The organism is Stenotrophomonas maltophilia (assembly GCF_006970445.1).
Classification (GTDB): Bacteria; Pseudomonadota; Gammaproteobacteria; order Xanthomonadales; family Xanthomonadaceae; genus Stenotrophomonas; species Stenotrophomonas maltophilia_AU.
Genome location: NZ_CP033877.1, coordinates 1933854 through 1956347, shown reverse-complemented (window position 1 = coordinate 1956347; position 22494 = coordinate 1933854). Strand labels below are relative to the sequence as shown.

Below are 22494 nucleotides of genomic sequence, written 5' to 3'. Positions count from 1 at the left end.
CAGGGAACGCGTCACAGGCATCGAAGGAGACAACGCCATGCTGCATCCGCTACGCGACATCGCTGTGCTGTTCGATGCCAGCGACACCGGGGACCGCGTCCTGAACATCGCCGCACATCTGGCGCAGGCCCAGCAGGCGCACCTGGTGGCGGTATCCGCCGCCCAGCACCCCACCGACATCGCCAACGGATTCGCCCGCGGCGCGGGCATTGCCGCGGCACTCGACCATGAAGCACGCGCCGACGCCGCCTGCACCGCGCAACTCATGCAGAACCTGCGCGCGGCCTCCGAGCCGCTGCAGATCAGCACCGAACTGCGCATCGTCTCGGACTATCTCGGCGGCGCCGATCTGGCCCTGCAATCGCTGTACTGCGACCTGATCGTCGCCGGCTATCCGCACACACCGGGCGCGCCCTCCGGCTGGCACCCGCTGGGCACGCTGCGCCAGACCGGCGTACCGATGCTGCTGGTGCCGCCGCACTGGCAGGGCGAACAGGTCGGCCGGCGCATCGTGGTGGCCTGGAATGCCAGCAAGCAGGCCCGTCGCGCCGTGGCCGACGCCCTGCCCCTGCTTGCGCGCGCACAGGCGGTGCACCTGCTGATGGTCGACACGCCCAAGGCCGAGGCTACCCCCGGTGCCGAGATGGCCCAGCACCTGGCCCGGCACGGTGTCGAGGTCGAGATCCAGGCGATCAGTTCCACACAGGGCGGTGTTGCCGCAACCATCCGCCAGCACGTCCTCGATGCCGAGGCCGATCTGCTGGTGCTGGGCCCCTACAGCCGCAGCCGGGTGGTCGAACGCGTGCTCGGCGGGGTCACCGAGGATCTGCTGTCCGAAGTTCCGGCACCACTGTTCGTGTCCCACTAGCACCACCCTTCCCCGCACGGCGGTAACCGGTCAATGACTGCCCGGTGTGCCGCCGGAAGTAGCGGCACAGGTACGACGCATCCTCGAAGCACAAGCGCTCGGCGATGCGTCCGATCGGCAACTCGCTGTAGCTCAGCAGTGCCTTGATCTCCAGCACCACCTGGCGGTCGATCAATGCCTTGGGCGTTTCATCGAAGCACTCGCGGGTGAGCTGCGAAAGATAGAACGGCGTGATGCACAACGCATCGGCGTAGGACTGCACGTCGCGCTGGCGGGTACTGCGCTGACCCACCAGTTCCCAGAAATTCCAGGCCAGCCGCTCGCGCCGGCTGACCGGCGCTGCCACCACCTTCTGTACCGGCAACAGCGTGGCGAACTTCAGGAAAAAGGTCTGCAGCAGATTGCGCAGCATCACGTGCCGATAGCGGCCACCATTGTGCTGCGCGTCCATCAGCTGCTGCAGCCAGCCCTGCAGCAACGGCACTTCCAGCGGCGATGGCACGCAGTGGGGATGCTCGTGCAGGAACTTGAACAGTGCGTTGGGCAGCACATAGGCCACCTCGGACGCCAGCGCCTTCGGCACCAGGCAGACCATCGCCAGGAAGCCGCGCGAGCGCTGCCGCAGAAAGGCCAGCGTGTCTTCGGCCAGTACCAGCACGTCGTGACGCTGCACCGCCACCTCACGAAAATTCAGTGCGAAGCGCGCACGCCCGGACACGCACACCAGAACCGCCAGATACGCGTGCCCGAACGACAGCGGCACCCCCTGCCCCTCGGCCAGCGTGCTGACTTCCAGGCGCATGGATTCGTCCTGATCAAGAAGCTGGGGTATGCGGTCCACGGGCTGATCCGGCTGGAATCCGGGGCCCAGCATACCCGCGCCAACGAGGCAGTTGTGAAAAGTACCGAAACCATCAAGGTCCCACCCTGTGCCCGCAACGCGACACGGCCTAGCCTGTGCGCTCTCTTCCCGCCCATGGAACGGCCATGCCGCTGCACACCGAACGCCTGATCCTGCGCCCCTGGCGCGACACCGACGCCGCCGACCTGTACGAATACGCCCGCGACCCGCGCGTCGGGCCCATCGCCGGATGGCCAGCCCATACCAGCGTCGAGGAAAGCACCGACATCATCCGCACCGTGTTCAACCGGCCGGAGGTCTATGCCCTGCAGAGCCGCGAAGACGGCCACGCCATCGGCTGTGTCGGCATCCTCATCGGTGCCGACAGCAACTTCGAGATCGGCGAGCGCGAAGGCGAGATCGCCTACTGGATCGGCGTGCCGTACTGGGGCCGCGGCCTGGTGCCCGAAGCGGTGCGCGAAGTGATGCGGCATGCCTTCCTCGACCTGCACCTGGACGCACTGTGGTGCGGCTACTTCGCCGACAACCTGCAGTCACTGAGCGCACAGAGCAAATGCGGTTTCCAGCATCACCATACCGAAGTGAACAAGTTCAATAGCTTCCTCGGCGACTACCGCACCGAGCACATCAGCCGCATCACGCGCGAGCAATGGAAGGCGCAACAGGCTGCCATGCTGCGCGCGTGATCACGACTCAACCGGCATGGTGCTGCATGAACAGCAGCTCTGGTGTCGAAGCATCTTCCAGCGGCTGGAAGCCCAGGTCACGGTACAGGCTCACCGCCGCGACGTTGTCACGATAGACACGCAGGGTCAGCCGTTCCACCGCGGCGGAGTGCAGCGCCTGTGCCATCAGCGCCTGCATCAGTACACGTCCCAGGCCCCGCCCGCGTGCCTGCGGCGAAACGATGATGCGGCCCAGGTGCAGCGTGCCGGGGCCCGTCGGCCAGTACTGGCCGAAACCAACGCAGTGACCCTCCGCATCCAGCAGCACCCAACCCGGGCGCTGCTGCAGCTGCAGTGCCTGCGCGAATGCATCGGACCCGAGCGGATACTGCACGCCGGGACCTGCCCAGCGCTGGGTTGCGCCAGCCGAATCCAGCCACGCGCCGATGGCGGCGTAGTGTGCGGGCTGCACGGGGTAAAGGCACTCAGTCATGGCGTGCGCAAAAGGAAGGATGGCCGCCATGGTGCGCGATTCCTGCACTGCAATCACGTTGCAGGGCAGCGCTTGAATTTTGTCCTAGGACAATAAACAATGCCAGCCGTCCAACGTCGCCACTGCAGACGTCCTCCCTTCGCCCTCTGCCTTCGGGGTTAGCCATGATCCACGGCCTCAGCGCCTTTCCTCTTACGCCGATGAACGAATCGAGCATCGACCTGCACGCCTTCGCCGGGCTGGTCGAGCGTCTCGCGGCCGCTGGCGTGGACTCGATGGGCGTGCTCGGCTCCACCGGCAGCTACGCCTACCTGGAAAAGGCCGAGCGCATGCGCGTGCTGCGCGAAGCCTTGGCCCACGCGGGCGCCGTCCCGGTCATCGTTGGCATCGGTGCGCTGCGCACCCGCGATGTGCTGGCTCTGGCAAGGGATGCTGAGGATGCCGGTGCGGCCGGCCTGCTGCTGGCACCCGTGTCCTACCAGCCATTGAAGGAACACGAGGTCTACACGCTCTTCGAATCGGTGTGCATGGCGGTGCGCACCCCGATCTGCGTCTACGACAATCCCGGCACCACCCACTTCCGTTTCAGCGATGAACTGCATGGGCGGATCGCCGCCCTGCCCAACATCGCCTCGATCAAGATTCCACGCCTGTCCGACGATCCTGCCGAAGCAGCAGCGCGCGTCACTGCACTGCGCGCCCATCTTCCGGTGCATGTCACGCTGGGCATCAGCGGCGACGCGGCCGCCGTACATGGACTGGCCGCAGGCTGCGATGGCTGGTACTCGGTGACCGGCGGACTGTTCCCCGAGGTGGGGCAGCAGATCACCCGCGCGGCCGGCGCTGGCGACATGGCGACGGCGCAGGCTCTGTCGGCGAGGCTGGCGCCGCTCTGGGCGCTGTACGACCGCTTCGGTGGCATCCGCGTCATGGCATGTGCGGCGGCACTGATGGGCCTGTGTGCCGAGGACTGCCTGCCACGGCCCCTGCTTGGGCTGCAAGGCGAAGCGCGTGCGCACGTGGCGCAGGTACTGCGCGGCCTGGCGCTGCTGTAGCGCTCGAGGACGGGCGTCCCGGGCGGCGCGTGGGTGGTGACCCCGGCCCGATTCGAACGGGCGACCTTCCCCTTAGGAGGGGGCTTCCACTGCTCATGCAATCAGTGGCTTACCAGGTGGATGGGACCGGCTTGGGTCCGGTTTCACTCAAACTCCCCGCCGCAACTGCTGCAGCTCTCTCCTCCTAAAGCCCCCTCGGGCACAGTTCTATAGAAACGCAGGGCCCACATCCACGATTGCAAAATCTCACGGATCAAGAAGCGTCGCCCGCGCTGCCTTGATTCTTACGTTTCCAGAGCAAGTAGCGAGCGATCCTTCATCATGAGCCAAAATGGCCAAATGATAGTCATCAGGATTGAGTTGAATGGCTACAAACCGTTCAGAGTCCGCAACTCGTGCAGTGCTGCCTACACCATTAAGGCAGACCACCAGGCGCGCAAAGCGCATCGCCCACAGAATCTCTACTCTGGCTTGAGGTGTGGTTTCAGCAGCGAATCCCAAGCATCTGCCAGCTGTCCGTGCTCGTGCTCGCAGTTCTCCGCACGTTCCTCGGGCAGCGTTCCATCCTTCACCAGATAACCGAAGGTGCTGGCATCCGAGCCGTACAGGTAGCACAGGAAGTTCACAGCGCGCTGGAAGTCCAGCGAATGGGTCCCTGCCGTGGGTAGATCCTCGATATGCGTCTGCTCCTGCGCGGAAAGCACATAGGTATCCGCAACCGCGACCAAAAACTGCCTGGATTCCTCATCTGCGGTCAGTACGTAGGCGGCCAGCTGATCCGCAACGTCCTCTTCACGGCCGGTGATCTTGAGTTCCAGCTCGCTGATCAGTGCATGGCCCAACTCGTGGTAGAGCGTACCCACTGCGCTCTGGTACAACGCGTTATCAATATCCTCTGCAGCGTCTCCGGCCGCCTCAAAGCGCGCACGCTCTTCTGCGGACATCTCGTAGCACATCTCGATGCTGCTCGTTTCCGGATCGAAGTAGGCATTGGACTCCCCGCACTCCTTGGCGATGACCTTGATGTCACGCGGAATGCGGATGTAGCTATTCATCGCTTCAACGAAGTCCTCCAGCAGCTTCCGTTCCTTCCACAGCCGCGCCTCTACCGCATTGTCCTGGGTGGATGCCCTCTCATAGGTTGCGATGAAGCGCCCATCCGCCGAGGCGGTCTCTCCTACACGACGTGCGTTGGATTCGGACGCACATCCGGCCAAAGGCAGCAGTGAACAGGTGCTCAGAGCGATGGTCAGTAGATAGCGATACGCAGCACGCATGGCAGCGGGATCCAAGGGGTATGGGACATACGGCCGTCGCGCCCGACGACAGGGCGTGCAGGCACGCAATACGGAGTGAATCAAGCTCGCGGATTCTAGTGTCATGCCGATGAATGGAAGGCTGTTGATCGGATCCGGAGAGGGGGTATCACCAGCCCATGCCAGCTAAACCAGTCGAGCGGGCTTCCGCCCGCCTCTGCGCGGCGGCAGGTGTCGACACCATGGTCATCCATGGGCATTCGCCAATGCAGGCGGTGACGAGTTCCATTTCCCGCTATCCCTCGCCGCTTAGCTGCATGCCTCGCTGCCGGCGCGGGCCTGATGCTGAGAAGCCGGAACCGGCCACTGGTCAGTAGCCGCGGTGGAGCTGCGCCCGCCCTGCCCCATCCAAGCCTTCGTCGGATCCTTCGCTCTGGGCTTGGTCTCCTTCGGCGGTCGGCGCGGTTCCAGCACCTCCTTGATCCGCGCCAGTTCCCTCACCCCGGCCTCGGCAAGGCGCCGGGCCTGTTGCTGTTGCTCAGGTGTCGGCGGCAGACCGGGCAGTGGTTCGAGCGGTTCGGCTGGTGTGGTGTCGAGTAGCTGGGCCACAGCCGCGCGCAGGCGCAACTCTGGGTGGAGCATGGCCGCGCACCAGCGCTCGGCGTAGCGCTTGCCCTAGGCGATGCTGGCGGCACGCACGTCCTTGGTATCCCACATCTTCCGAGCATTGAGGCGGACGTGGACGCCGCCATCTTTGGCGGCAGAGACGTTGACTATCTGCCGGCCATTCCACCACAGCACCCAGCTTTCCCCCATCTGGACCCAGCCAGAGGGAATCGGGGCGGTGCGGAAGCCTTGGTAGCCGTGCGAGGGAAGCATAGCCGGAAGGATACGGCCGGCCGTCGCAGATCCTGCGAACGAGCCGGCCGCCTCCCTAAACCGTTCAGGCGGAGTCGATCCTGGCTCGCCCCTCCCTATCGGAGCCTATGAAGCATCCAGCCGACGGGGACCACACGATGCCCTCCGGGGTGCGCATGAGCGTGCCTCGCAGGGGCAATTCTTCAGCGTGTCACTTGGATTCTTCCCACTGAACCACGTTCGGCTCTACCGCGCGGATACCAGCGGTCGACAGAAGCTTGGTGGTCGCGTCCAATGCAGCATTCACTGAAGGATACTCGACGATTCCGCGGCCAGATGCCTTGGTTACCTTCACCACAGTGCCCCCGGTGGCGGTGGCAGCGGCTCGGACCGATGAGGCGTCGGTGAAGTAAACGTTCACCCGGGCGGTAACTACCAAAGGTGTGCCGTCTTTGGAGACGGCAGCGGCGAACTTTCCAGCGCCACTATCCGAACGAGCAGCGGTGGCGGTGGTGCTACGGGTGCCCAATGCGCGCAGCTCACGGGCTTCGACGGGCTCAATCTTGAACTGCCCGCTATTTACCTTTTGTACAGTTGCCGGCGGTGCTAGTCGGAAGCTGGAACTGCCTATTTCGAAGGAGCGGCCCCAAGCTGCTGCCCTCAATAACTCCGCATCCACGGTTGATAAGCTGCGGGGAGGGTTCCGCGCCCGAGCTTTGCGCCCAAGCGGTGACGGTCATCGCCGCAAAGGCGAGGGCACTCAACAGAACAGTCGTCTTCATCATCAGTGCCCCAGAACGCGGATCTTGAAGAATTCAACGTTGCCGCGCGATGCAGCGTTCACGGCCTGCCCCATGTCAGTCACTTCCAAGGTCCAGGTGCCCACCGCCGCCTCATCCAGGAAGGCATTGCTGGACAACTGATCCCAGTTGGTGAAGTTGCGTTGCACGCCCCAACTAACCGAACCGATCGCGGTAAAGGCCGGCTGCACCACGCTGCGCGTGCCACTTGGCGAAATCAGCACGAACTGCAGATGACGGGTGTTGCGGTGGTTCACCCGGAAAGTCAGCCGCGCGGCGGCATTGGAAGTGTTGCCAATGGCAACAGTGCGCCTAGTGCTCTGCCAGCCAGTGTCTACCAGTGACCCCAGCGACTGGACGTTCTCTGCGGTCTGCACGGCACGCGCCGCGTTGACCGCACCAAAACCATACCAATTACTGTAGGCGTGACCAGCAGCATTAACCGTCCAACCTGGCACCAATTCGCGACGATCGTGCATGGCCGCAGCCCGATTCCGATCGGTGCGGGTGGCGGTCGTAGGTGTTCTGGATCGGGCCACGACCTCGAAAGCGATAGCCATCGCCACTCGCCTCCGAGCCATTGCCGAGCCGGTTGGCATACGCGTTGTTGCCGATCGCGACTGGCTTTCGCTCCAGCGCGCGCCAGGTCGTTCGGCTTCCTCGGCTTGGCCTTGGGGTCATCGGCGTAGCGGCTGGGCCAGGTGTCGGCCATGCCCTGCGCGCCGTAGTTCAGACTCTCGACGGTCCTTGTCAGTCCTGCCGACTCATTCCCTACCTGCGCCAGGAACGCTGCGACCCGCTTCGGGGTGCTGATGCCGAACGCCGTGCAGGCGTCGGCCAGGGGTGGGCCCACTGGGCAGCGACGGCGGCACTACAGCGGACCACCTGCTGGATTGTCGAGGCGGTCAGGATCATGGCAACTCCGGAAATGAAAAACCCCGGCTGGGTGGCCGGGGTCGGGGTCGGGGTCGGGGTCGGGGTCGGGTCGTGCGCGATGTTAGAAAAATAGCACCAATAGTGCGGGGGCATCAGCCCCGCACTATTGCCACGGCCAACGCTGCACATTCCAGAGCGGAGGAATCTTGATTACCTGAGCCTGCAACAATGCAGCTACGGCCATCACGACTGTCAGCCAGCGGATGCCGTTCTGCAAGCGAATCGACTCCCTATGCTTACGCTCTTCCTCCTCGTACTGCGAAAGTGCAGCAATCCCTTTTCCGGTGATCATGTAACGGTAGTTGGTGTATTTGACTTCGTTGAGGTCGGCGAGCGCCTTTAGCATCACTCCAATGCTATCTAACTGATCTGCAGCATCAGGACGCATCATCCATGAGGAACCTAGCAGATGCCGTGCGACCTCCGAATCGGATACGGCGCCCTGCAATGCCTGGAGCTTCATAACAGTGCCCAGAACGAGGAATCGTTCCACCGACACCGGCTTACGAAATCGCGAAGCGGCCCCCTGCACGGACCTGAAGATGTCTACCAGGCGGCGCGCTGTCGAACGCAGCCGCCAAGTTTGCTCAGCTCCGAAGCCGGCCCAGCTTCTTATATCAATCTGAACTCCGTTCCAGTATTGCGTAATCCATGGAGTGGATCTCCACACGTCAAAAATGCTTAGGTGGACGACTCGACGATAGCGGTCGTTCTCCCAGATCCTAGCCGCTACAGAGGTTCCATCCAGTCCCTCGAACAGGTAGTCAAGGCCATCCAGGGTGAAGCGAACGACGACGCATCGAATTTCTTTGGACGCGCTGCCTGTCAACGGGATTCGCTCTGGTGCCTTAACGACTTCGGCGTAACTCAGCCAAAAAGCGAGGTCGTCGCTTGAGAACACGGGTGCCCCATCCGTGAGTGTTCGGAGGGCTGCATTCTAACCATTCGTCGCAGAAATCAACCCCAGTCTGCTACCAACTACGTGGCTCCGCAGGCATTCCCTTTAGGCGCGCGAGCCGCTACTGTTAGGTTTGGTCCCCTGGAAAGGGACCACGGTGGCCTTCCAGCTGCTGAATGGGGTCAACCGAACCAGCCCCTCCACCTTCTGAGCGGACGGCAGCACAGAATGCCTATCCGAGTCGGAAGAGAGTCAAGGCCAAGGGGAGACCTGCCCTCGAACTCGTTGAAGTGGGTCGACACACGGATACGACGTCGTACCTTATAAACGCGACGATAAAGAAGGCCAGGATCGTTCACGCGGTCCCGGCAGCGCTGCTGGGGCTGCCCGTGCCGGGAAACCGACATGCTGGAACTCCAGATCAAGGTCAAGGTGGACCTGGTCAAGCTGCTGAAGGCGAGCCTTCCGCTCTTGATCCTCCTGACTCAGTAGTGCCGAGGCCGGGCGCACCAGGCGCCCGGCCTCGCCTTTAGGCAGCGGACCGATCCAACGCCCTTGCCATATGCCACGCTGGCTCTTGCTCAGCCTCGGTGAACCGCTGCAGCATCCACTCATAGACCCCGCGCCAACGCTCCCGATAACTGGACTCGTCCCGACCCAGCGCCGCAGCACGCCGGCGATCGCTGACCTGGCCAAGTCCGGACCCGCCTCATGCCTTGCACGGCACCAGCAGCTCCCCAACCATCGCCCGGCCCCTCCCCTCGCAGGTCGCGCAGTGCGGTCGCTTGGCGATTTCGCTGATCACAGCCGCCGCCAGCGTCGGCGGCGACCCCAGGGTGCTGATCGGCCAGCACGCCGCTTTCACCCGACCCAGCCGCTGCTGGGCCGCATCGCGGTTGGCCCGCTGCCCTGCCGTCGCCGCCCCCCCCCCCATCCCATGCACACCTCGGCCAGGCCGACATCCGTCCGAGCCTCCGCAAGGCGCTTCTGCTGCCGCTGCAGCTCCGGCGCTACCAGCTCGATCACCGCGTCCCGAGGCTTGTGCCGGCGCAGCGCGGCGCCATCCGGCCACCAGCACGCCTCCAGCAGCTCCCGACCCAGCCCGGCCGGCACCATTCCCAGCGCCGCGGCAATGCCCTGGTTCGTCAGGTCGGGCTTACCACCTCCCCGGACGATGTCGAACTTCACCGTGCTCGGCCCCAGCCGCGCCATCGTCTCTCGTGGATTCATGCCCGTTCCACTGTCGTTGAGTGGCCGGCCGCCGCCAGCCCGCCCGTAATCCGCACCACCACCTGACCACCCTTGCGGCCCTCGGTGCTGACCGGTGAGTGGCTGATGAACCGCTTGTCGTCTATGCCCAGCGCGTCGGCGATGCGGTCCCGGTTCCACGATGCTCTGGAACACGCTGTGCCTGGCGGCTACGACGTGCTGTAGGCGATGGATCACACGTTCTACCCGCCGGACTGCGAGCTGGTGCTGCCGACGATCCGCGAGGTTCGCGTCTATGGCGAGTACGGCGGCCTGACCGTGACCGGCAAGGTGGATTGCCTCGACGGCAAGCGCGTGGACGACCACGCGACTACCAGCCGGTTCGATGCCGAGCGGTATCTGGCCGGCTACCAGTGGCGGTTCTACCTGGACCTGTTCGGCGCAGACGTCTTCCGTTGGAAAGTGTTCGAGCGGAAGAAGGTCGGCGAGCTGAAATACCGCGTGTCGCCGCCGCAGCTGCTGGAGGTGACCCGCTACCCTGGCCTGCACGACGACTGCATGCAACTGGCGCTGGACTACCTGGCCTTTGCGGAGGAACACATGCCGGCCAACTACCTCGCCGAGGTGGCCGCATGAGGGGCCTCAACTACGAGCTCAAGCACATAGGCACCGTGCGCGGGGGCAAGGCCAAGGCTGCACTGTTCGCGCGAGTGGCGGACGGCAAGAGCTACACCATGCGCCAGATCACCGACGAGCTGGGCGTGTCGAAGACCACCGCTGACAAGCGAGTGCGCCGCGGCCCCTACCCGCTGACTTGGGTAAGCCTCAGCAAGCCGCGCCTGGAGCAGCCATGAAGACCTGCACGAAGCGCGCAGCCCGGCCGCCGCTGCGGTTATTGTTTCTGCAGTGCGAGGGCGAGTCGGTTCTCTGGCTCATGCCAAATCCCGCTCGCCCAGGCGGACGAGATCAGCCTTCTGGCGATAGGGAGGCCGCGTGATTGCTATCGGCGGAAGTCATCAATTCCTGCATCTGGAACTGTGCCGACGTGAACGCGATGGATGCTGCATCGATGCTGTCGACAAGCTTATCGAATGCCTCTCTTTGTGAGCCTATGTCCGTGGCCTTCAAAAGGACTGCAGAGTTTCGCGCACAGAGCTCCGTCATGCTGATTCCCCGCGCTATCTGCTCACTGAGTGGCTTAGGGAGCAGATTGAGCCGATGGCTGTTCTCCTTGGTCTGCTCCAAGGAAGGCCCCTTCGACAAGCTGGCAACAAGCTGCAGGGTCCGATCCCTCTTCACCGTCCATTCAAAACTGTCGTCTTGAACCAGTACCTCAAGCAGCTCTTCGTAGGCGTCCTTAGCCCCGACAAGCTCCCCGTAAATCAGAGTTGTCAAAACCGTCCTATCGGTCGAACGAACTTCGTCATCGCGAACTTTCAGCTGCTTAGCAAGCTCATGGGATGCAAGCGCTGTTGCGTTTGCAGCTTTTGTCACCAGAAGAACCGCCACAGCTCCTGCTGCCGCTACGAGAACCGCAGCCCAGTCTGCAACGTTTCCCCAATCGGCAGCCAGCGGACACATCGTCATTCCGAACCCTCCTCCATGAATGTGGAGCGCATTCTGCCATGACCCACCACCGCTACGATCGCCGGGTGCTGACGCGCACCGAGGGCTTCGCCTTGGGCCGATCCATCGACAAGGTCCTGGGCGGCCACGTCCTCACCTACAGCCTGTACCGCCGCGACCACCGCCGTGTGCTGCACATGCACGTGCAGACCTTCTTCGCCCATGAGGATCGCGCAGTGATCGCCGGCCACTTGCGCCGCGCGCACCGCTACCTGCGCGACAAGGTGGAAGACATAGACCTGGTGGCGTTGGGGATGGCGGCATGAGCCATTCACACGGCCGGCGTTCCTCAATTGCTCTCAGCGCGCTCCCTGTCGCTAAGAACCTGCCGGCGGAAACGCTCCACCAGATCAGGAGCAATGCTAGCCACAAACTGAAGTTGTCCCCGCAACGCCTGCAACGCCATCGGCCTGCCGGTATAGGAGGTACTGATACGTGTAGCCATGATTCCCGGTATCGGCTTGTATTCGTGGATGTGCGCGGCGATGTGACAGGCGGCCGCGTTGATATCCCTGCCATGACTGATCATCGTCGCAAGATCCGCGCCGAGATCCACGGGCAAGTAGTGGATCTGCTCGGCGCTTGCTTCCGCGCCAGGCAACAAAGGATCGGCGAGGCGCTCTACGGCACTTTTGACCGCGCGCCAATCTTTGACCGTGCTCGGATCCAGTGTGGGCAATGCGTCGAGCTCGGACGCGTAGTACTCGATCTTCTTCGACACTGCGGTCACTTCATGAAGGAGGAGGCGTCCAACGATCCGGGCTTGCGCCTCCCACAGCACCTGAGAGTCTTGATGCTGCTTCGCCGCGATTGCCGCAGCTTGACGAGAAGTCCGCCACGCCAGGATCGCGACGACCACTGTCACCACTCCTACAGCGCCAGTCGCAACCGCCCCCCACCCTGCCCAGAACGTCGCGCACTCGGCCTTCATCGAAAGGCATTCAGCAAATCCCAGAGCCATCCCGTGGTCCTCCACATTGTCCTGGAGCCGATTCTGCCATGACCTACATCCATCCGAACCAGAGCGTGGCTCTGATCGACAGCCAGGCGGTGGGCAATGGATAAGTTGCTACGCCCGTCGGCATCAAGGGGAGTCATCCTTGCTAGCTGCGGCACCGCCGTGTTTGGAAATCAGCTCGTTATCAATCCCCGACTCGATGATCTCAGCGCGGCAAGCAGCGCTTATCAGTCCGAGATCAATGATCATTGCGTCCAGCACCAAGCAAATAGCAGCACGATGAAGAATCAGATTCTGTTGATCCGGCTGACCCATTCCATTCTCGTACTCCCTGTTCAACGACTCGATCATGCCTACGGACCTAGCCAATGCTGGACCTTCGGCTTCACCCAAGTAGTGAAGTCGGTCGACCAAGCGCTCTGCCGTCGGAAATTCGATGGTAGTCAGATCTTTGATCACATCCGAACGAAAAATGTAGTCGTCCACGAACTTTTTCGATCCGACTGGATCTCCAATGGTCTGCCTGAGCTGGCCGGCAATTTTCTGATTTCGGCTCACTTCACCGTTCAGCTGCAGAAGCACAAGAACCCTTTCTTTCCGGTCCCTACTTCTCTGTCGATCTGCTTCACTCTTCGCAATAGATACGGCCAGATTGCTTGCACGATTCGCTTCTGCGCCCAAGCGCCAAACAAAGTACGCAGACCCCGTTGTAACTCCGATTCCAATCCAAGCCACCGCGATCCCGACCGAAGCCACAACTGCAGCTGCCCACGTTCCGCCAGCGGCCCAGGCATCCCACCAAACGACGCAGTCGCCCTGCCCGGGCGTCATGCAAGGGCTAAATCCGCTCCAGAGCGTTGTCAGAATGCGCCAATCTACGAGATAGAAAATGATCAAGCCCATATCACACCGCCCTAAATATCGGTGGGCATTCTGCCACGTTGCACGAGCGTATTGAGTTTGGTCATGGCTGACCAGCTGCTCACCGCTGCAATGGTCCACGTGTTCGCCCTGGCCGGATTCCTGGCCGGCATCGCCACCCTGTGGGCGATCAGCCGCGCATGCCGCGCCGCGCGCGCAAGACTGCGCTGGTGCTGGCGGAGGTGCGCTCATGGCTGACACACGGCGCGAACGCGTGATGCATCGGGAGATCGGAATGGATCTCGCAGAGCGTGTCGTCCTCAACCTGCTGGAAAGCGGCTGGTCGCGCCAATCACTGCGGAAGCATGACGCGGCCGGGCCGACCCCGTGCGGCACCGCCTTCTATCTGCTGCGGGAAGGCGGCATAGCCATTGCTTACTTCCCCATTGCCGAGTTCACTGACGCGAACGGCCGCGGGCTTTTCTTCGCCATCTGCGACCTCTTCCCGCCGGTTCACAAGTCTGCGCACGGCGACGTCGAGAGCCTGGAGCCTTTCAAAGTGGGCGACCAAGTTATCTCGATGGAACGCGAACTGGATGGCTCGTGGCACTACGAGGACGAGGTGCAGGCCAGTGAGTGGCATCGTTTGATCCCGATTTTCACTATTGTTTCGGCGCGGCTACGCGCTGGGCACCACACGCAGCTCGGTGGTCGCGACTACTACCAAGTGAAGGTCAAAGACCGGGAGGGCGGTGGTGGTGGCTACCACGACCTTGTGCCCATCGCCGGCAGACCGTGACAGATGCGCGGCGAGGGAGAGTGCCTGATCCGCGTAAAGCCCGCGCTCCTGGCCGTCGCTGTTCCGCCGCCGGCGCTGCCGGCGCAACTGGACCTACTCGCATGAACATCGCCACCAAGCAGCTGCGCGCTGCGCTGGCCACGAACTAAAGGAGGACCCGATGGGAGCTGCTGAAAAACTGGACATCGTCGGAAAGGACTGGCTGACCGTGGACGAGGCTGCGCACTACTGCGGCGTCTCACGAAGCCAGTTCGATTCGAACATCGCCGACTACGGCATCGAACCCCGACATTTCATGGGCAAGAAGCTCTACGAGAAGGCCGCCCTCTACTCTGAAATCTACGGCCCCAGACAATGGTCATGGTCACAATCTTCTGGCGCGATGGCGCCGCGCACCTCAACTGGCGGGAAGGCGGCAAGCTAAGCCGTGTCGCCATTGGTCGCGTCAGCCCACGCGGAGCTGAGGGCGTACGAGCAGCGAAAGAAGCGGAACTGACCCATGGAGTGCGCACCCTTCCCCGGCTGCCCACTGTCAGGGACTTCCTGGAGGCATACCTGGATTGGTACAAGGCGGAGCACCCGACCACGCACGGCAAGGCCAAGAGCGAGGTTCGGTTGTTCATTGCCCACTTCGGCCACCGCCCCATCGATACGCTGCGCCGGATGGAAATGGAGTCCTATAAGACGGACCGCCTGACCAAGGACAAGGTCTCACCGGAGACTGTGGGGAAGGAAGTGCGCAGGCTGCAGGCCGCGTTCCGGCGTGGCGTGCAGTGGAAGGAACTGGACTTCAACCCGCTGGAGGAGACCCGGGCACCGCGAGGCGTTCGTAGCGTGGCGGTGCGGTTCTACGACCGGGCCGCGATGCGTAAGCTGTACCGGGCGAACCCCGCGCGGCCCCCCCCCCCTGTGGCTGTTCATGGCCACACGGGTCTGCGCCGCGGCGAGGTGGTTGGAATGGGCAAGGATTCGGTGGCCGGGTGCAGACTCAGGGTCGAAAGCGTTCCAGACGAAGATGGCCAGGGACGCACGAAGTCGGGCAAGTGGCGCGAGGTGCCGCTGAACCGGTATGCGCGCTGGGCGCTTCGCCACCTACCCGATCCGCTGGTGGCCGTGCACAGGGATACGCTGTCCGACTGGTTCGCCTCGGATGCCAAGCGTGCGGGAATCGGTGGCAGCCTCCATCGGCTACGGCACACCTTCTGCGCCCACATGGTAATCGCCGGGGTTCCGTTACGAAGGGTGCAAATTCTGGCCGGGCACGCTGATTACGCCACGACCGAGAAGTTCTACGCCCACCTAACGCCTGAGGGCGACGATGGCGCCGTGGCGAAGCTCAAGTACTGATCTGCCGCGCTGGGACCACTGGGACCAAATCCTGTGGATATGCGGGAAACAGTGGGAAAAGCACACCACTGAGACTGTCTAAGTCGTTGAAATTGGTGACCCCGGCCCGATTCGAACGGGCGACCTTCCCCTTAGGAGGGGGACGCTCTATCCAGCTGAGCTACGGGGCCATGCAGCCGGAAAGTTTACAGGCAACGTGCCCTGCCCTCCAAGCATTCATGTTCCACCCGGTTCCGCTGGCGCGTTGCACCATGGCCGGACAGGGCGCTCTGCTACCATCGGCGATTCAGTTCATCGCGTCCCCCACCTGCCCGCGATGGCACCAAACAACGTAACGAAACACAGGAGTCTGCATGTCTTCCGAGCTGCTCAAGTCCCTTGGCCTGGACGCGATCAACGCTGGCACGTACCTGGGCAACGGGGAGTGGTCGAGCGCGACCAGCGGTGAGCTGATCACCCCGGTCAACCCGACCACCGGCGAGCCGATCGCGCAGGTCCGCGCGACCACCGAGGCCGAGTACGAGACCGTCGTCGCCCGCGCCCAGGAAGCCTTCAAGGCCTGGCGTACCACGCCGGCCCCGCGCCGCGGTGAAGCCGTGCGCCTGTGCGGCGAAGCGCTGCGCAAGCACAAGGACGCCCTGGGTTCGCTGGTTGCCCTGGAAATGGGCAAGAGCAAGCCGGAAGGCGATGGCGAAGTGCAGGAGATGATCGACATCGCCGATTTCGCCGTGGGCCAGAGCCGCATGCTGTACGGCTACACCATGCATTCCGAGCGCCCCGGCCACCGCATGTACGAGCAGTACCACCCACTGGGCCTGGTCGGCATCATCTCGGCCTTCAATTTCCCGGTCGCGGTGTGGAGCTGGAACTCGTTCCTGGCCGCCATCTGTGGCGACGTGTGCATCTGGAAGCCGTCCAACAAGACGCCGCTGACCGCCATCGCCTCGCTGAAGATCTGCAACGACGCCCTGCGCGAAGCCGGCTTCCCGGACATCTTCTTCCTGATCAACGACGCCGGCACCGCGCTGTCGGAGAAGATGGTCGATGATCGTCGCGTGCCGCTGATCAGCTTCACCGGCTCGACCCAGGTCGGCCGCACCGTCAACGAGAAGGTCGCGCGCCGTCTCGGCCGCTGCCTGCTGGAACTCGGCGGCAACAACGCCATCATCCTGGACGAAACCGCCGACCTGAAGCTGGCCGTGCCGGGTATCGTGTTCGGCGCCGTCGGCACCGCCGGCCAGCGCTGCACCACCACCCGCCGCCTGATCGTGCACCGCTCGATCTACGCCGACGTGCTGGCCACCCTGGTCAAGGCCTACAAGCAGGTGGAAGGCAAGATCGGCGACCCGACCGATGCCGCCAACCTGATGGGCCCGCTGAACAGCGACGGCGCCGTGCAGCAGTTCCTCGATGCCATCGCCCAGGCCAAGGCCGCCGGCGGCACCATCGAAACCGGCGGCACCCGCATCGACCGCGCCGGCAACTTCGTCCTGCCCGCGATCGTCTCGGGCCTGAAGAACAGCGACGCCGTGGTCCAGCACGAGACCTTCGCGCCGATCCTGTACGTGATGCCGTACGACAGCATCGACGAAGCCATCGACATGCAGAACGGCGTGCCGCAGGGCCTGTCGTCCTCGATCTTCACCCAGAATCTGAAGACCGCCGAGAAGTTCCTGTCGGCTGCCGGCAGCGACTGCGGCATCGCCAACATCAACATCGGCACGTCCGGTGCGGAGATCGGCGGCGCCTTCGGTGGCGAGAAGGACACCGGCGGTGGCCGCGAGTCCGGCTCGGATGCGTGGAAGGTCTACATGCGCCGCCAGACCAACACCATCAACTATTCGGATTCGCTGCCGCTGGCCCAGGGCATCAAGTTCGACCTGTGATGGCAAACGACGCGGACACGTCCGTGGGTCAGAGCCCCACCGGGGATCTGACCCCAGCGAAGGGTCGGATCCCTGCAGGGGCTCCGACCCTCGATTTCAGCGGCCGCCGCGTGCTCATCGCCGGCGGCAGCAAGGGCATTGGTCGTGAAATGGCACTGGCCTTTGCCGGTGCCGGTGCGCAGGTCTCGGCCTGCGCCCGCGGCCAGGCCGGCCTGGAGGCCCTGCGCGCCGATGCACAGGCGCAGGGCACGCCATTGCATGCGTTTTCCACCGATCTGGCCGACCCCGGCCAGATCCAGGCCTGGCTGCAGGCCGCCGCCGATGCCCTCGGCGGCATCGATGTGCTGGTCAACAATGCCACCGGCTACGGCATGGCCGACGACGAGGACGGCTGGGCCGCCAGCCTGCAGATCGACCTGATGGCGGCCGTGCGTGCCTCGCGCCTGGCGCTGCCCTGGCTGCGCGCATCCAGCGATGCCTGCATCCTCAATCTGTCGTCGATTGCCGCGCAGCAACCGCGCCCCGGTGGCGCGCCCTACGCCGCTGCCAAGGCGGCGCTTTCGCACTACACCACCTCACAGGCGCTGGCGCTGGCCAAGGACCGGATCCGGGTCAATGCCATCGCACCGGGCTCGATCGAGTTCGATGATGGCCTCTGGGATCGCCGTCGCGTCGAGGATCCAGCGCTGTACCACGGCACCCTGGCGAAGATCCCGTTCGGCCGCTTCGGCCACCCGCGCGAGATCGCCGACGCCGCCCTGTTCCTGTGCTCGCCACTGGCGCGCTGGGTCACCGGCAGCGTGCTCAATGTGGATGGCGGCCAGGTGTTGATGGGCTGATACCGGCCCGCCGGTAGCGGCCAACCTTGGTTGGCATGCCGCTCGTCGACCAAGGTCGACGCCTGCCATCGCATCCGCCGGGCATGGGATTGCCCGGGCAGACGCACTATCATGTGCACACTGCCAAGGAGGACCCCGATGAGCGTGGCACCCCGACAGACAAGCGCCCTGGCCGTGGTCAGCCTGGTCATGGGCATTGCCAGCTGGACCGTCCTGCCCTTCGTGGCCAGCATCGTGGCCATCATCACCGGCCACATGGCCCGCGCCGAAATCCGCCGCCGCCCGCACGAACTGGAAGGTGATGGCCTGGCCATTACCGGCCTGATCCTGGGCTGGGTGATGGTCGGCGCGGTGCTTGCCGCCATCCTGGTCTTCATCCTGTTCTTCGGTGGCCTGGCCTGGCTGGCGGCGGTGTCGAACTGACGCCATGACCGCCTCCGACAGCACTGAACGCTTCAGCAGCCGCGTCGCCGACTACGTCCGCTACCGGCCCGACTACCCGCCCGCGCTGCTGGACTGGCTGCACGGCCCGATGGGTGTCAGCCACCAGGCCCGAGTCGCCGACATCGGTGCCGGCACCGGCATCTCCAGTCGCCCGTTTCTCGCCAGCGGTCATCCGCTGGTGGCGGTCGAGCCCAACGCAGCCATGCGCGCCGCCGCCGAACAGTGGCTGGCGCCGCAGTATCCGGACTTTTCCGCCGTCGATGGCCGCGCAGAGGCCACCGGCCTGGACGATGCCAGCGTTGATCTGGTCAGCGTCGCGCAGGCCTTCCACTGGTTCGACACGGTGGCGGTGCGCGCCGAGTGGCAGCGCATCCTGCGTCCCGGCGGCCAGGCATTGATCTACTGGAATTCGCGCCTGCTCGATGCCAGCCCGTTCCTGATCGGTTACGAACAGCTGCTGCTGGACTACGGCACCGACTACACCGCCGTGGCCGAGCGCTACCAGGACGACGCCACCATGCAGGCCTGGTTCGGCCCTGGCCTGCGCGGCAGGGTGGAGCTGCCGAACGTGCAGCATCTGGACGTCGACGCCCTGCGCGGGCGCCTGCTGTCCTCCTCCTACGCACCCCAATCCGGTCATCCTCGCCACGCGGCGATGATCGACGCTCTGCAGGACCTGTTCGCCGCCCACGCGGTCGACGGCCAGGTCGCTTTTGAATATCGAACCCGAGCCTTCCTCGGCACGCTGGACTGAACCGACGCATGTATTCGCTTGCCCGCCCCTTCCTGTTCTCGCTCGACGCCGAGCGCGCCCACGGCCTCGGCCTGTCCGCACTGGACCTGGCCTATCGCACCGGTACCACGCCGCTGCTGGCCGCCCGCATCGCGCCGATGCCGAGCACCGTGTTCGGGCTGACATTCCCCAATCCGGTCGGCCTGGCCGCCGGCCTGGACAAGAACGGCGAGCACATCGATGCACTGTTCGCGCTGGGTTTCGGCTTCGTCGAGATCGGCACCATCACCCCGCGCCCGCAGGCCGGCAATCCGCAGCCGCGCCTGTTCCGGCTGCCGGCGCACAACGCGATCATCAACCGTATGGGCTTCAACAATGCGGGCGTGGACGCGCTGGTGCGCAACGTCGAGCGCGCGCGCAACCGCCGCGGCATGCTCGGCATCAACATCGGCAAGAACAAGGACACCCCCAACGAACAGGCCGTGGACGATTACATCGCCTGCCTGGACAAGGTGTACCCGCTGGCCGATTACATCACCGTCAACATCTCATCGCCCAACACCGCCGGCCTGCGTGAACTGCAGGAAGAAACCGCGCTGCGCCAGCTGGTCAGCCAGCTGCGCGACCGCCAGGAAGATCTTGCGGCCCGGCACGGTCGCCGCGTGCCGATGCTGGTGAAGGTGGCGCCGGACCTCAGCGAACGCGATATCGACGCCGCCGCCCGCGTGCTGGGCGAGCTGCAGGTGGACGGCGTGATCGCCACCAACACCACCATCGACCACAGCAAGGTGGTCGGCGATCCACTGGCCAACGAAGCCGGCGGCCTGTCCGGCGCGCCGGTGCTGGAGCAGTCCACGCTGGTGCTGCGTCGCCTGCGCTCACGCCTGCCCGAATCGGTGCCGCTGATCGGCGTCGGCGGCATCCTGTCCGGCGCCGATGCGGTGGCCAAGATGGCGGCCGGTGCCGCGCTGGTGCAGTGCTACAGCGGCCTGATCTTCCGCGGCCCGGCGCTGGTTTCCGAATGCGTGGAGGCGATCCGTCGCCGCCGCGAAGCGCCGAGCCGCGGCGCGGTGGCCCCGCTGTGAGCGCGCCCATGGATACCGTCGACGGCAACGCCCCGCTGCGCTGGACGCTCACCCGCAATGCGCCGCTGCAGGCACTCAATACCTTCCACGTACAGGCCAGCGCCGCGCAGCTGCTGGAACTGCACGATCCCGCGCTGCTGCCGGACGTGCTGGCGTTGCCCGACGTGGCCAGCGGCCCGCTGCTGGTACTGGGCAGCGGCAGCAATGTGCTCATCGCCGAAGACCTGCCCGGCACCGTGCTGGTATTCGGCAACCGGGACATCAGTTTCCTTGAACACCGCGCCGACCATGCGGTGATCCGCGCGGGTGCCGGCGTGCCCTGGCACGGCCTGGTGATGTGGTCGTTGCAGGAAGGCCTGTCCGGACTGGAAAACCTGGCGTTGATTCCCGGCACCGCCGGTGCCGCGCCGATCCAGAACATCGGTGCCTATGGCGCGCAGGTCGGCGAGTTCATCCAGGCCGTCGACGCCTGGGACTGCCAGGAACAGGCCTGGGTACGGCTGGACAACGAACAATGTGGTTTCGCCTACCGCGACAGCGTGTTCAAACAGCAGCCCGATCGCTACCTGATCACCGCCATCGAACTGAAGCTGCCGCTGCTGCATGACCTGCGCATGGACTACGCCGGCATCCGCGAGGAACTTCAGGCGCAGGGCGTCGAGCTGCCCGGTGCGGTGGACGTGGCCAATGCGGTGATCGCAATCCGCCGCCGCAAGCTTCCCGATCCGGATGTCCTGGGCAACGCCGGCAGTTTCTTCAAGAATCCGGTGCTGCCGCTGGAACAGGTCGACGTGCTGCTGCAGCACTTCCCCGACCTGCCCGTGTTCCCGGCCGAGCAGGACGACAAGCGCAAGGTCTCTGCGGCATGGATGATCGAGTCCTGCGGCTGGAAGGGCTTCCGCGAAGGCGATGCCGGCGTGGCCCCCAGCCACGCGCTGGTACTGGTCAACCACGGCAATGCCAGCGGCGCTGAACTGCTGGCGCTGGCGCGCCGCATCTCGGCCTCGGTGCTGGAGAAATTCGGCGTGCCGATCGAACCGGAGCCCCGCCTGCTCGGCGCACAGTGGTGAACAGCCCCGCCCTTTCCCCCAGCGCCACCCCGATGCGGGCGGCGCTGCTGATGCTCGGCAGTACGATGGCGTTCGGCCTGATGGCCGTGGCCATCCGTTATGCCACCCGCTACGTGCCGACCCAGGAAGTGGCGTTCTTCCGCAATGCCTTCGGCCTGCTGGCACTGCTGCCGATGCTGTTGCGGCCTGGCCATGCGCCACTGAAGACGCAGCAGCTGCCACGCTATTTCGTGCGCAGTGCGATCGGCCTGGGCTCGATGCTGTGCGCGTTCTGGGCATTGGGCCATCTGCCGTTGGCCCAGGCGGTTTCGCTCTCGTACTCCACCCCGCTGTTCGTCACCATTGCCGCCGTGCTGTGGCTGGGTGAAACCATGCGCGTGCGCCGCTGGGCCGCCGTCGTCGTCGGCTTCATCGGTGTACTGGTGATCGTGCGTCCCGGCACCGCCGGTTTCACCGCCGGCAGCCTGGTCGCGGTGGGTGCGGCGGTACTCAGCTCGCTGGTGGCGATCCAGATCAAGCAGCTGACCCGCGTCGACAGTGCCGATACCGTGGTGCTCTATACCTACGTGTTCTGGGTGCCGCTGTCGCTGGTCCCGGCGCTGTTCGTCTGGGTCTGGCCGACCGGATCGGCCTGGCTGTGGCTGCTGGCCACCGGCGTGCTCGGTACCATCGGCCAGCTGTTGTGGACCCGTGCGCTACGGCTGGGCGAAGTCTCCGCCCTGACCCCGACCAGCTTCCTGCAGCTGCCGCTGGTGACGCTGTGTGGCTGGCTGTTGTTCAACGAAAGCGTGGACCGCTGGACGATCATGGGGGCCGGCATCATCCTCGCCGCCAACGCCTACATCGCCCACCGCGAAGCCGTGCTGTCGCGCCGCGCCGCAAGTGCGGCCGCCTCGGCAGCGGCCAAGCCCGCCGAGTAGAGCCACGCCACGCGTGGATGATTCCT

27 protein-coding genes, 2 tRNA genes and 1 pseudogene are annotated in these 22494 nt (G+C 64.5%); 17 read left to right on the top strand and 13 right to left on the bottom strand.

Translation table 11 applies throughout. From position 1 onward, the window contains the following. The first annotated feature begins 37 nt into the window (after positions 1 to 37). The gene (locus tag EGM71_RS09115; RefSeq protein ID WP_188489313.1) at positions 38 to 868 is read left to right on the top strand and encodes a universal stress protein; all 831 of its coding nucleotides are present in this window, start codon (positions 38 to 40) and stop codon (positions 866 to 868) included. Here EGM71_RS09115 and EGM71_RS09110 read toward each other — a convergent pair. Continuing rightward, positions 816 to 1709 (bottom strand): helix-turn-helix domain-containing protein, encoded by an 894-nt coding sequence (locus EGM71_RS09110; protein WP_317608637.1) that lies wholly within the window; start codon positions 1707 to 1709, stop codon positions 816 to 818. The two genes, EGM71_RS09115 and EGM71_RS09110, sit on opposite strands and share 53 nt — an antisense overlap. A 146-nt stretch (positions 1710 to 1855) precedes the next feature. On the opposite strand from EGM71_RS09110, the gene EGM71_RS09105 reads away from it, so the two are divergent. Next, entirely contained in the window at positions 1856 to 2416 is a 561-nt protein-coding gene (locus EGM71_RS09105) for a GNAT family N-acetyltransferase (protein WP_188489309.1), read from the top strand. 7 nt (positions 2417 to 2423) lie between these two features. Here the strand turns inward: EGM71_RS09105 and EGM71_RS09100 are convergent, their stop codons facing one another. Beyond that, entirely contained in the window at positions 2424 to 2888 is a 465-nt protein-coding gene (locus EGM71_RS09100) for a GNAT family N-acetyltransferase (protein WP_188489307.1), read from the bottom strand. 164 nt (positions 2889 to 3052) lie between these two features. Between EGM71_RS09100 and EGM71_RS09095 the strand changes: the two genes are divergently transcribed. Further along, on the top strand, positions 3053 to 3943 hold the full coding sequence (locus EGM71_RS09095; protein ID WP_188489305.1) for a dihydrodipicolinate synthase family protein: 891 nt from the start codon (positions 3053 to 3055) through the stop codon (positions 3941 to 3943). 34 nt (positions 3944 to 3977) lie between these two features. Here the strand turns inward: EGM71_RS09095 and EGM71_RS09090 are convergent. The 7 genes and pseudogenes from EGM71_RS09090 to EGM71_RS09060 form a co-directional block, all read right to left on the bottom strand. Beyond that, positions 3978 to 4071, bottom strand: a tRNA-Arg gene (locus tag EGM71_RS09090). A gap of 333 nt (positions 4072 to 4404) precedes the next feature. Then, a complete protein-coding gene (locus tag EGM71_RS09085) occupies positions 4405 to 5220 on the bottom strand; it encodes a DUF4344 domain-containing metallopeptidase (protein WP_188489303.1) in 816 nt (271 codons plus the stop codon). Positions 5221 to 5508: 288 nt separating this feature from the next. Further along, positions 5509 to 5841, bottom strand: coding sequence for a hypothetical protein (locus EGM71_RS20990; RefSeq protein ID WP_430544075.1), 333 nt, complete (start codon positions 5839 to 5841; stop codon positions 5509 to 5511). Between the two features lie 427 nt (positions 5842 to 6268). Beyond that, the gene (locus EGM71_RS09075; RefSeq protein ID WP_223224558.1) at positions 6269 to 6736 is read right to left on the bottom strand and encodes a S8 family serine peptidase; all 468 of its coding nucleotides are present in this window, start codon (positions 6734 to 6736) and stop codon (positions 6269 to 6271) included. 105 nt (positions 6737 to 6841) lie between these two features. Further along, positions 6842 to 7336 carry a proprotein convertase P-domain-containing protein gene (locus EGM71_RS09070; RefSeq protein WP_223224557.1) on the bottom strand — a complete coding sequence of 165 codons (495 nt, stop codon included), beginning with the start codon at positions 7334 to 7336 and terminating at the stop codon, positions 6842 to 6844. A gap of 560 nt (positions 7337 to 7896) precedes the next feature. Next, complete coding sequence (locus tag EGM71_RS09065; protein WP_188489301.1) at positions 7897 to 8694, bottom strand: hypothetical protein; 798 nt, start codon at positions 8692 to 8694, stop codon at positions 7897 to 7899. Between the two features lie 526 nt (positions 8695 to 9220). Next, positions 9221 to 9921 (bottom strand): annotated as a pseudogene (locus EGM71_RS09060) (hypothetical protein). A gap of 207 nt (positions 9922 to 10128) precedes the next feature. Here EGM71_RS09060 and EGM71_RS09055 point away from each other — a divergent pair. After that, complete coding sequence (locus EGM71_RS09055; protein WP_188489299.1) at positions 10129 to 10536, top strand: hypothetical protein; 408 nt, start codon at positions 10129 to 10131, stop codon at positions 10534 to 10536. Then, positions 10533 to 10754: a hypothetical protein gene (locus EGM71_RS09050; RefSeq protein ID WP_188489297.1), complete on the top strand. Its 222-nt coding sequence runs from the start codon at positions 10533 to 10535 to the stop codon at positions 10752 to 10754. Before EGM71_RS09055 ends, EGM71_RS09050 begins: the two co-directional genes overlap by 4 nt. A gap of 112 nt (positions 10755 to 10866) precedes the next feature. On the opposite strand, the gene EGM71_RS09045 is transcribed toward EGM71_RS09050, so the two are convergent. After that, positions 10867 to 11487, bottom strand: a complete 621-nt coding sequence (locus tag EGM71_RS09045) for a hypothetical protein (protein WP_188489295.1) — start codon at positions 11485 to 11487, stop codon at positions 10867 to 10869. Positions 11488 to 11525: 38 nt separating this feature from the next. Here EGM71_RS09045 and EGM71_RS09040 point away from each other — a divergent pair, with 38 nt between their 5' ends. Beyond that, complete coding sequence (locus EGM71_RS09040) at positions 11526 to 11792, top strand: hypothetical protein (protein WP_188489293.1); 267 nt, start codon at positions 11526 to 11528, stop codon at positions 11790 to 11792. A 23-nt stretch (positions 11793 to 11815) separates the two neighbouring features. Here EGM71_RS09040 and EGM71_RS09035 read toward each other — a convergent pair whose 3' ends face one another. Both EGM71_RS09035 and EGM71_RS09030 read right to left on the bottom strand, forming a co-directional pair. Further along, the gene (locus EGM71_RS09035; protein WP_188489291.1) at positions 11816 to 12385 is read right to left on the bottom strand and encodes a hypothetical protein; all 570 of its coding nucleotides are present in this window, start codon (positions 12383 to 12385) and stop codon (positions 11816 to 11818) included. 225 nt (positions 12386 to 12610) lie between these two features. After that, entirely contained in the window at positions 12611 to 13387 is a 777-nt protein-coding gene (locus EGM71_RS09030) for a hypothetical protein (protein ID WP_188489290.1), read from the bottom strand. A gap of 63 nt (positions 13388 to 13450) precedes the next feature. On the opposite strand from EGM71_RS09030, the gene EGM71_RS09025 reads away from it, so the two are divergent. The 4 genes from EGM71_RS09025 to EGM71_RS09010 all read left to right on the top strand — a co-directional run bounded on the left by EGM71_RS09025 (position 13451) and on the right by EGM71_RS09010 (position 15491). After that, positions 13451 to 13603 carry a hypothetical protein gene (locus EGM71_RS09025; protein ID WP_188489288.1) on the top strand — a complete coding sequence of 51 codons (153 nt, stop codon included), beginning with the start codon at positions 13451 to 13453 and terminating at the stop codon, positions 13601 to 13603. After that, entirely contained in the window at positions 13596 to 14144 is a 549-nt protein-coding gene (locus EGM71_RS09020) for a hypothetical protein (protein ID WP_223224556.1), read from the top strand. The genes EGM71_RS09025 and EGM71_RS09020 overlap by 8 nt, the downstream gene beginning before the upstream one ends. 160 nt (positions 14145 to 14304) lie before the next feature. Continuing rightward, entirely contained in the window at positions 14305 to 14568 is a 264-nt protein-coding gene (locus EGM71_RS09015; protein ID WP_188489286.1) for a hypothetical protein, read from the top strand. Next, positions 14505 to 15491: a tyrosine-type recombinase/integrase gene (locus EGM71_RS09010; RefSeq protein ID WP_223224555.1), complete on the top strand. Its 987-nt coding sequence runs from the start codon at positions 14505 to 14507 to the stop codon at positions 15489 to 15491. Before EGM71_RS09015 ends, EGM71_RS09010 begins: the two co-directional genes overlap by 64 nt. Positions 15492 to 15584: 93 nt before the next feature. On the opposite strand, the gene EGM71_RS09005 is transcribed toward EGM71_RS09010, so the two are convergent. Then, positions 15585 to 15661, bottom strand: a tRNA-Arg gene (locus EGM71_RS09005). Between the two features lie 183 nt (positions 15662 to 15844). Between EGM71_RS09005 and amaB the strand changes: the two genes are divergently transcribed. From amaB to EGM71_RS08970, 7 genes are all read left to right on the top strand, one after another. After that, positions 15845 to 17377 (top strand): L-piperidine-6-carboxylate dehydrogenase, encoded by a 1533-nt coding sequence (amaB, locus tag EGM71_RS09000; protein ID WP_075674640.1) that lies wholly within the window; start codon positions 15845 to 15847, stop codon positions 17375 to 17377. Continuing rightward, entirely contained in the window at positions 17377 to 18216 is an 840-nt protein-coding gene (locus EGM71_RS08995) for an SDR family NAD(P)-dependent oxidoreductase (protein ID WP_188489282.1), read from the top strand. The genes amaB and EGM71_RS08995 overlap by 1 nt, the downstream gene beginning before the upstream one ends. 138 nt (positions 18217 to 18354) lie before the next feature. After that, positions 18355 to 18639, top strand: a complete 285-nt coding sequence (locus tag EGM71_RS08990) for a DUF4190 domain-containing protein (protein ID WP_188489280.1) — start codon at positions 18355 to 18357, stop codon at positions 18637 to 18639. 4 nt (positions 18640 to 18643) lie between these two features. Continuing rightward, a complete protein-coding gene (locus tag EGM71_RS08985; protein WP_188489278.1) occupies positions 18644 to 19414 on the top strand; it encodes a class I SAM-dependent methyltransferase in 771 nt (256 codons plus the stop codon). 8 nt (positions 19415 to 19422) lie between these two features. After that, positions 19423 to 20478 (top strand): quinone-dependent dihydroorotate dehydrogenase, encoded by a 1056-nt coding sequence (locus EGM71_RS08980; RefSeq protein WP_188489276.1) that lies wholly within the window; start codon positions 19423 to 19425, stop codon positions 20476 to 20478. Positions 20479 to 20486: 8 nt separating this feature from the next. Beyond that, a complete protein-coding gene (gene murB / locus EGM71_RS08975; protein WP_188489274.1) occupies positions 20487 to 21548 on the top strand; it encodes a UDP-N-acetylmuramate dehydrogenase in 1062 nt (353 codons plus the stop codon). 32 nt (positions 21549 to 21580) lie between these two features. Next, positions 21581 to 22468, top strand: coding sequence for a DMT family transporter (locus tag EGM71_RS08970; RefSeq protein WP_188489789.1), 888 nt, complete (start codon positions 21581 to 21583; stop codon positions 22466 to 22468). The last annotated feature ends 26 nt before the right edge of the window (positions 22469 to 22494 follow it).

What these genes read in the sequence shown, in the direction of transcription:
- EGM71_RS09115 (WP_188489313.1), top strand. Translation starts at nt 38, where the DNA reads ATGCTGCATCCGCTACGCGACATCGCTGTGCTGTTCGATGCCAGCGAC.
- EGM71_RS09105 (WP_188489309.1), top strand. Translation starts at nt 1,856, where the DNA reads ATGCCGCTGCACACCGAACGCCTGATCCTGCGCCCCTGGCGCGACACC.
- EGM71_RS09100 (WP_188489307.1), bottom strand. Translation starts at nt 2,888, where the DNA reads ATGACTGAGTGCCTTTACCCCGTGCAGCCCGCACACTACGCCGCCATC.
- EGM71_RS09095 (WP_188489305.1), top strand. Translation starts at nt 3,053, where the DNA reads ATGATCCACGGCCTCAGCGCCTTTCCTCTTACGCCGATGAACGAATCG.
- EGM71_RS09085 (WP_188489303.1), bottom strand. Translation starts at nt 5,220, where the DNA reads ATGCGTGCTGCGTATCGCTATCTACTGACCATCGCTCTGAGCACCTGT.
- EGM71_RS20990 (WP_430544075.1), bottom strand. Translation starts at nt 5,841, where the DNA reads ATGCTCCACCCAGAGTTGCGCCTGCGCGCGGCTGTGGCCCAGCTACTC.
- EGM71_RS09070 (WP_223224557.1), bottom strand. Translation starts at nt 7,336, where the DNA reads ATGCACGATCGTCGCGAATTGGTGCCAGGTTGGACGGTTAATGCTGCT.
- EGM71_RS09055 (WP_188489299.1), top strand. Translation starts at nt 10,129, where the DNA reads ATGGATCACACGTTCTACCCGCCGGACTGCGAGCTGGTGCTGCCGACG.
- EGM71_RS09050 (WP_188489297.1), top strand. Translation starts at nt 10,533, where the DNA reads ATGAGGGGCCTCAACTACGAGCTCAAGCACATAGGCACCGTGCGCGGG.
- EGM71_RS09045 (WP_188489295.1), bottom strand. Translation starts at nt 11,487, where the DNA reads ATGACGATGTGTCCGCTGGCTGCCGATTGGGGAAACGTTGCAGACTGG.
- EGM71_RS09040 (WP_188489293.1), top strand. Translation starts at nt 11,526, where the DNA reads ATGACCCACCACCGCTACGATCGCCGGGTGCTGACGCGCACCGAGGGC.
- EGM71_RS09030 (WP_188489290.1), bottom strand. Translation starts at nt 13,387, where the DNA reads ATGGGCTTGATCATTTTCTATCTCGTAGATTGGCGCATTCTGACAACG.
- EGM71_RS09025 (WP_188489288.1), top strand. Translation starts at nt 13,451, where the DNA reads ATGGCTGACCAGCTGCTCACCGCTGCAATGGTCCACGTGTTCGCCCTG.
- EGM71_RS09020 (WP_223224556.1), top strand. Translation starts at nt 13,596, where the DNA reads ATGGCTGACACACGGCGCGAACGCGTGATGCATCGGGAGATCGGAATG.
- EGM71_RS09015 (WP_188489286.1), top strand. Translation starts at nt 14,305, where the DNA reads ATGGGAGCTGCTGAAAAACTGGACATCGTCGGAAAGGACTGGCTGACC.
- EGM71_RS09010 (WP_223224555.1), top strand. Translation starts at nt 14,505, where the DNA reads ATGGTCACAATCTTCTGGCGCGATGGCGCCGCGCACCTCAACTGGCGG.
- amaB (WP_075674640.1), top strand. Translation starts at nt 15,845, where the DNA reads ATGTCTTCCGAGCTGCTCAAGTCCCTTGGCCTGGACGCGATCAACGCT.
- EGM71_RS08995 (WP_188489282.1), top strand. Translation starts at nt 17,377, where the DNA reads ATGGCAAACGACGCGGACACGTCCGTGGGTCAGAGCCCCACCGGGGAT.
- EGM71_RS08990 (WP_188489280.1), top strand. Translation starts at nt 18,355, where the DNA reads ATGAGCGTGGCACCCCGACAGACAAGCGCCCTGGCCGTGGTCAGCCTG.
- EGM71_RS08985 (WP_188489278.1), top strand. Translation starts at nt 18,644, where the DNA reads ATGACCGCCTCCGACAGCACTGAACGCTTCAGCAGCCGCGTCGCCGAC.
- EGM71_RS08980 (WP_188489276.1), top strand. Translation starts at nt 19,423, where the DNA reads ATGTATTCGCTTGCCCGCCCCTTCCTGTTCTCGCTCGACGCCGAGCGC.
- murB (WP_188489274.1), top strand. Translation starts at nt 20,487, where the DNA reads ATGGATACCGTCGACGGCAACGCCCCGCTGCGCTGGACGCTCACCCGC.
- EGM71_RS08970 (WP_188489789.1), top strand. Translation starts at nt 21,581, where the DNA reads ATGCGGGCGGCGCTGCTGATGCTCGGCAGTACGATGGCGTTCGGCCTG.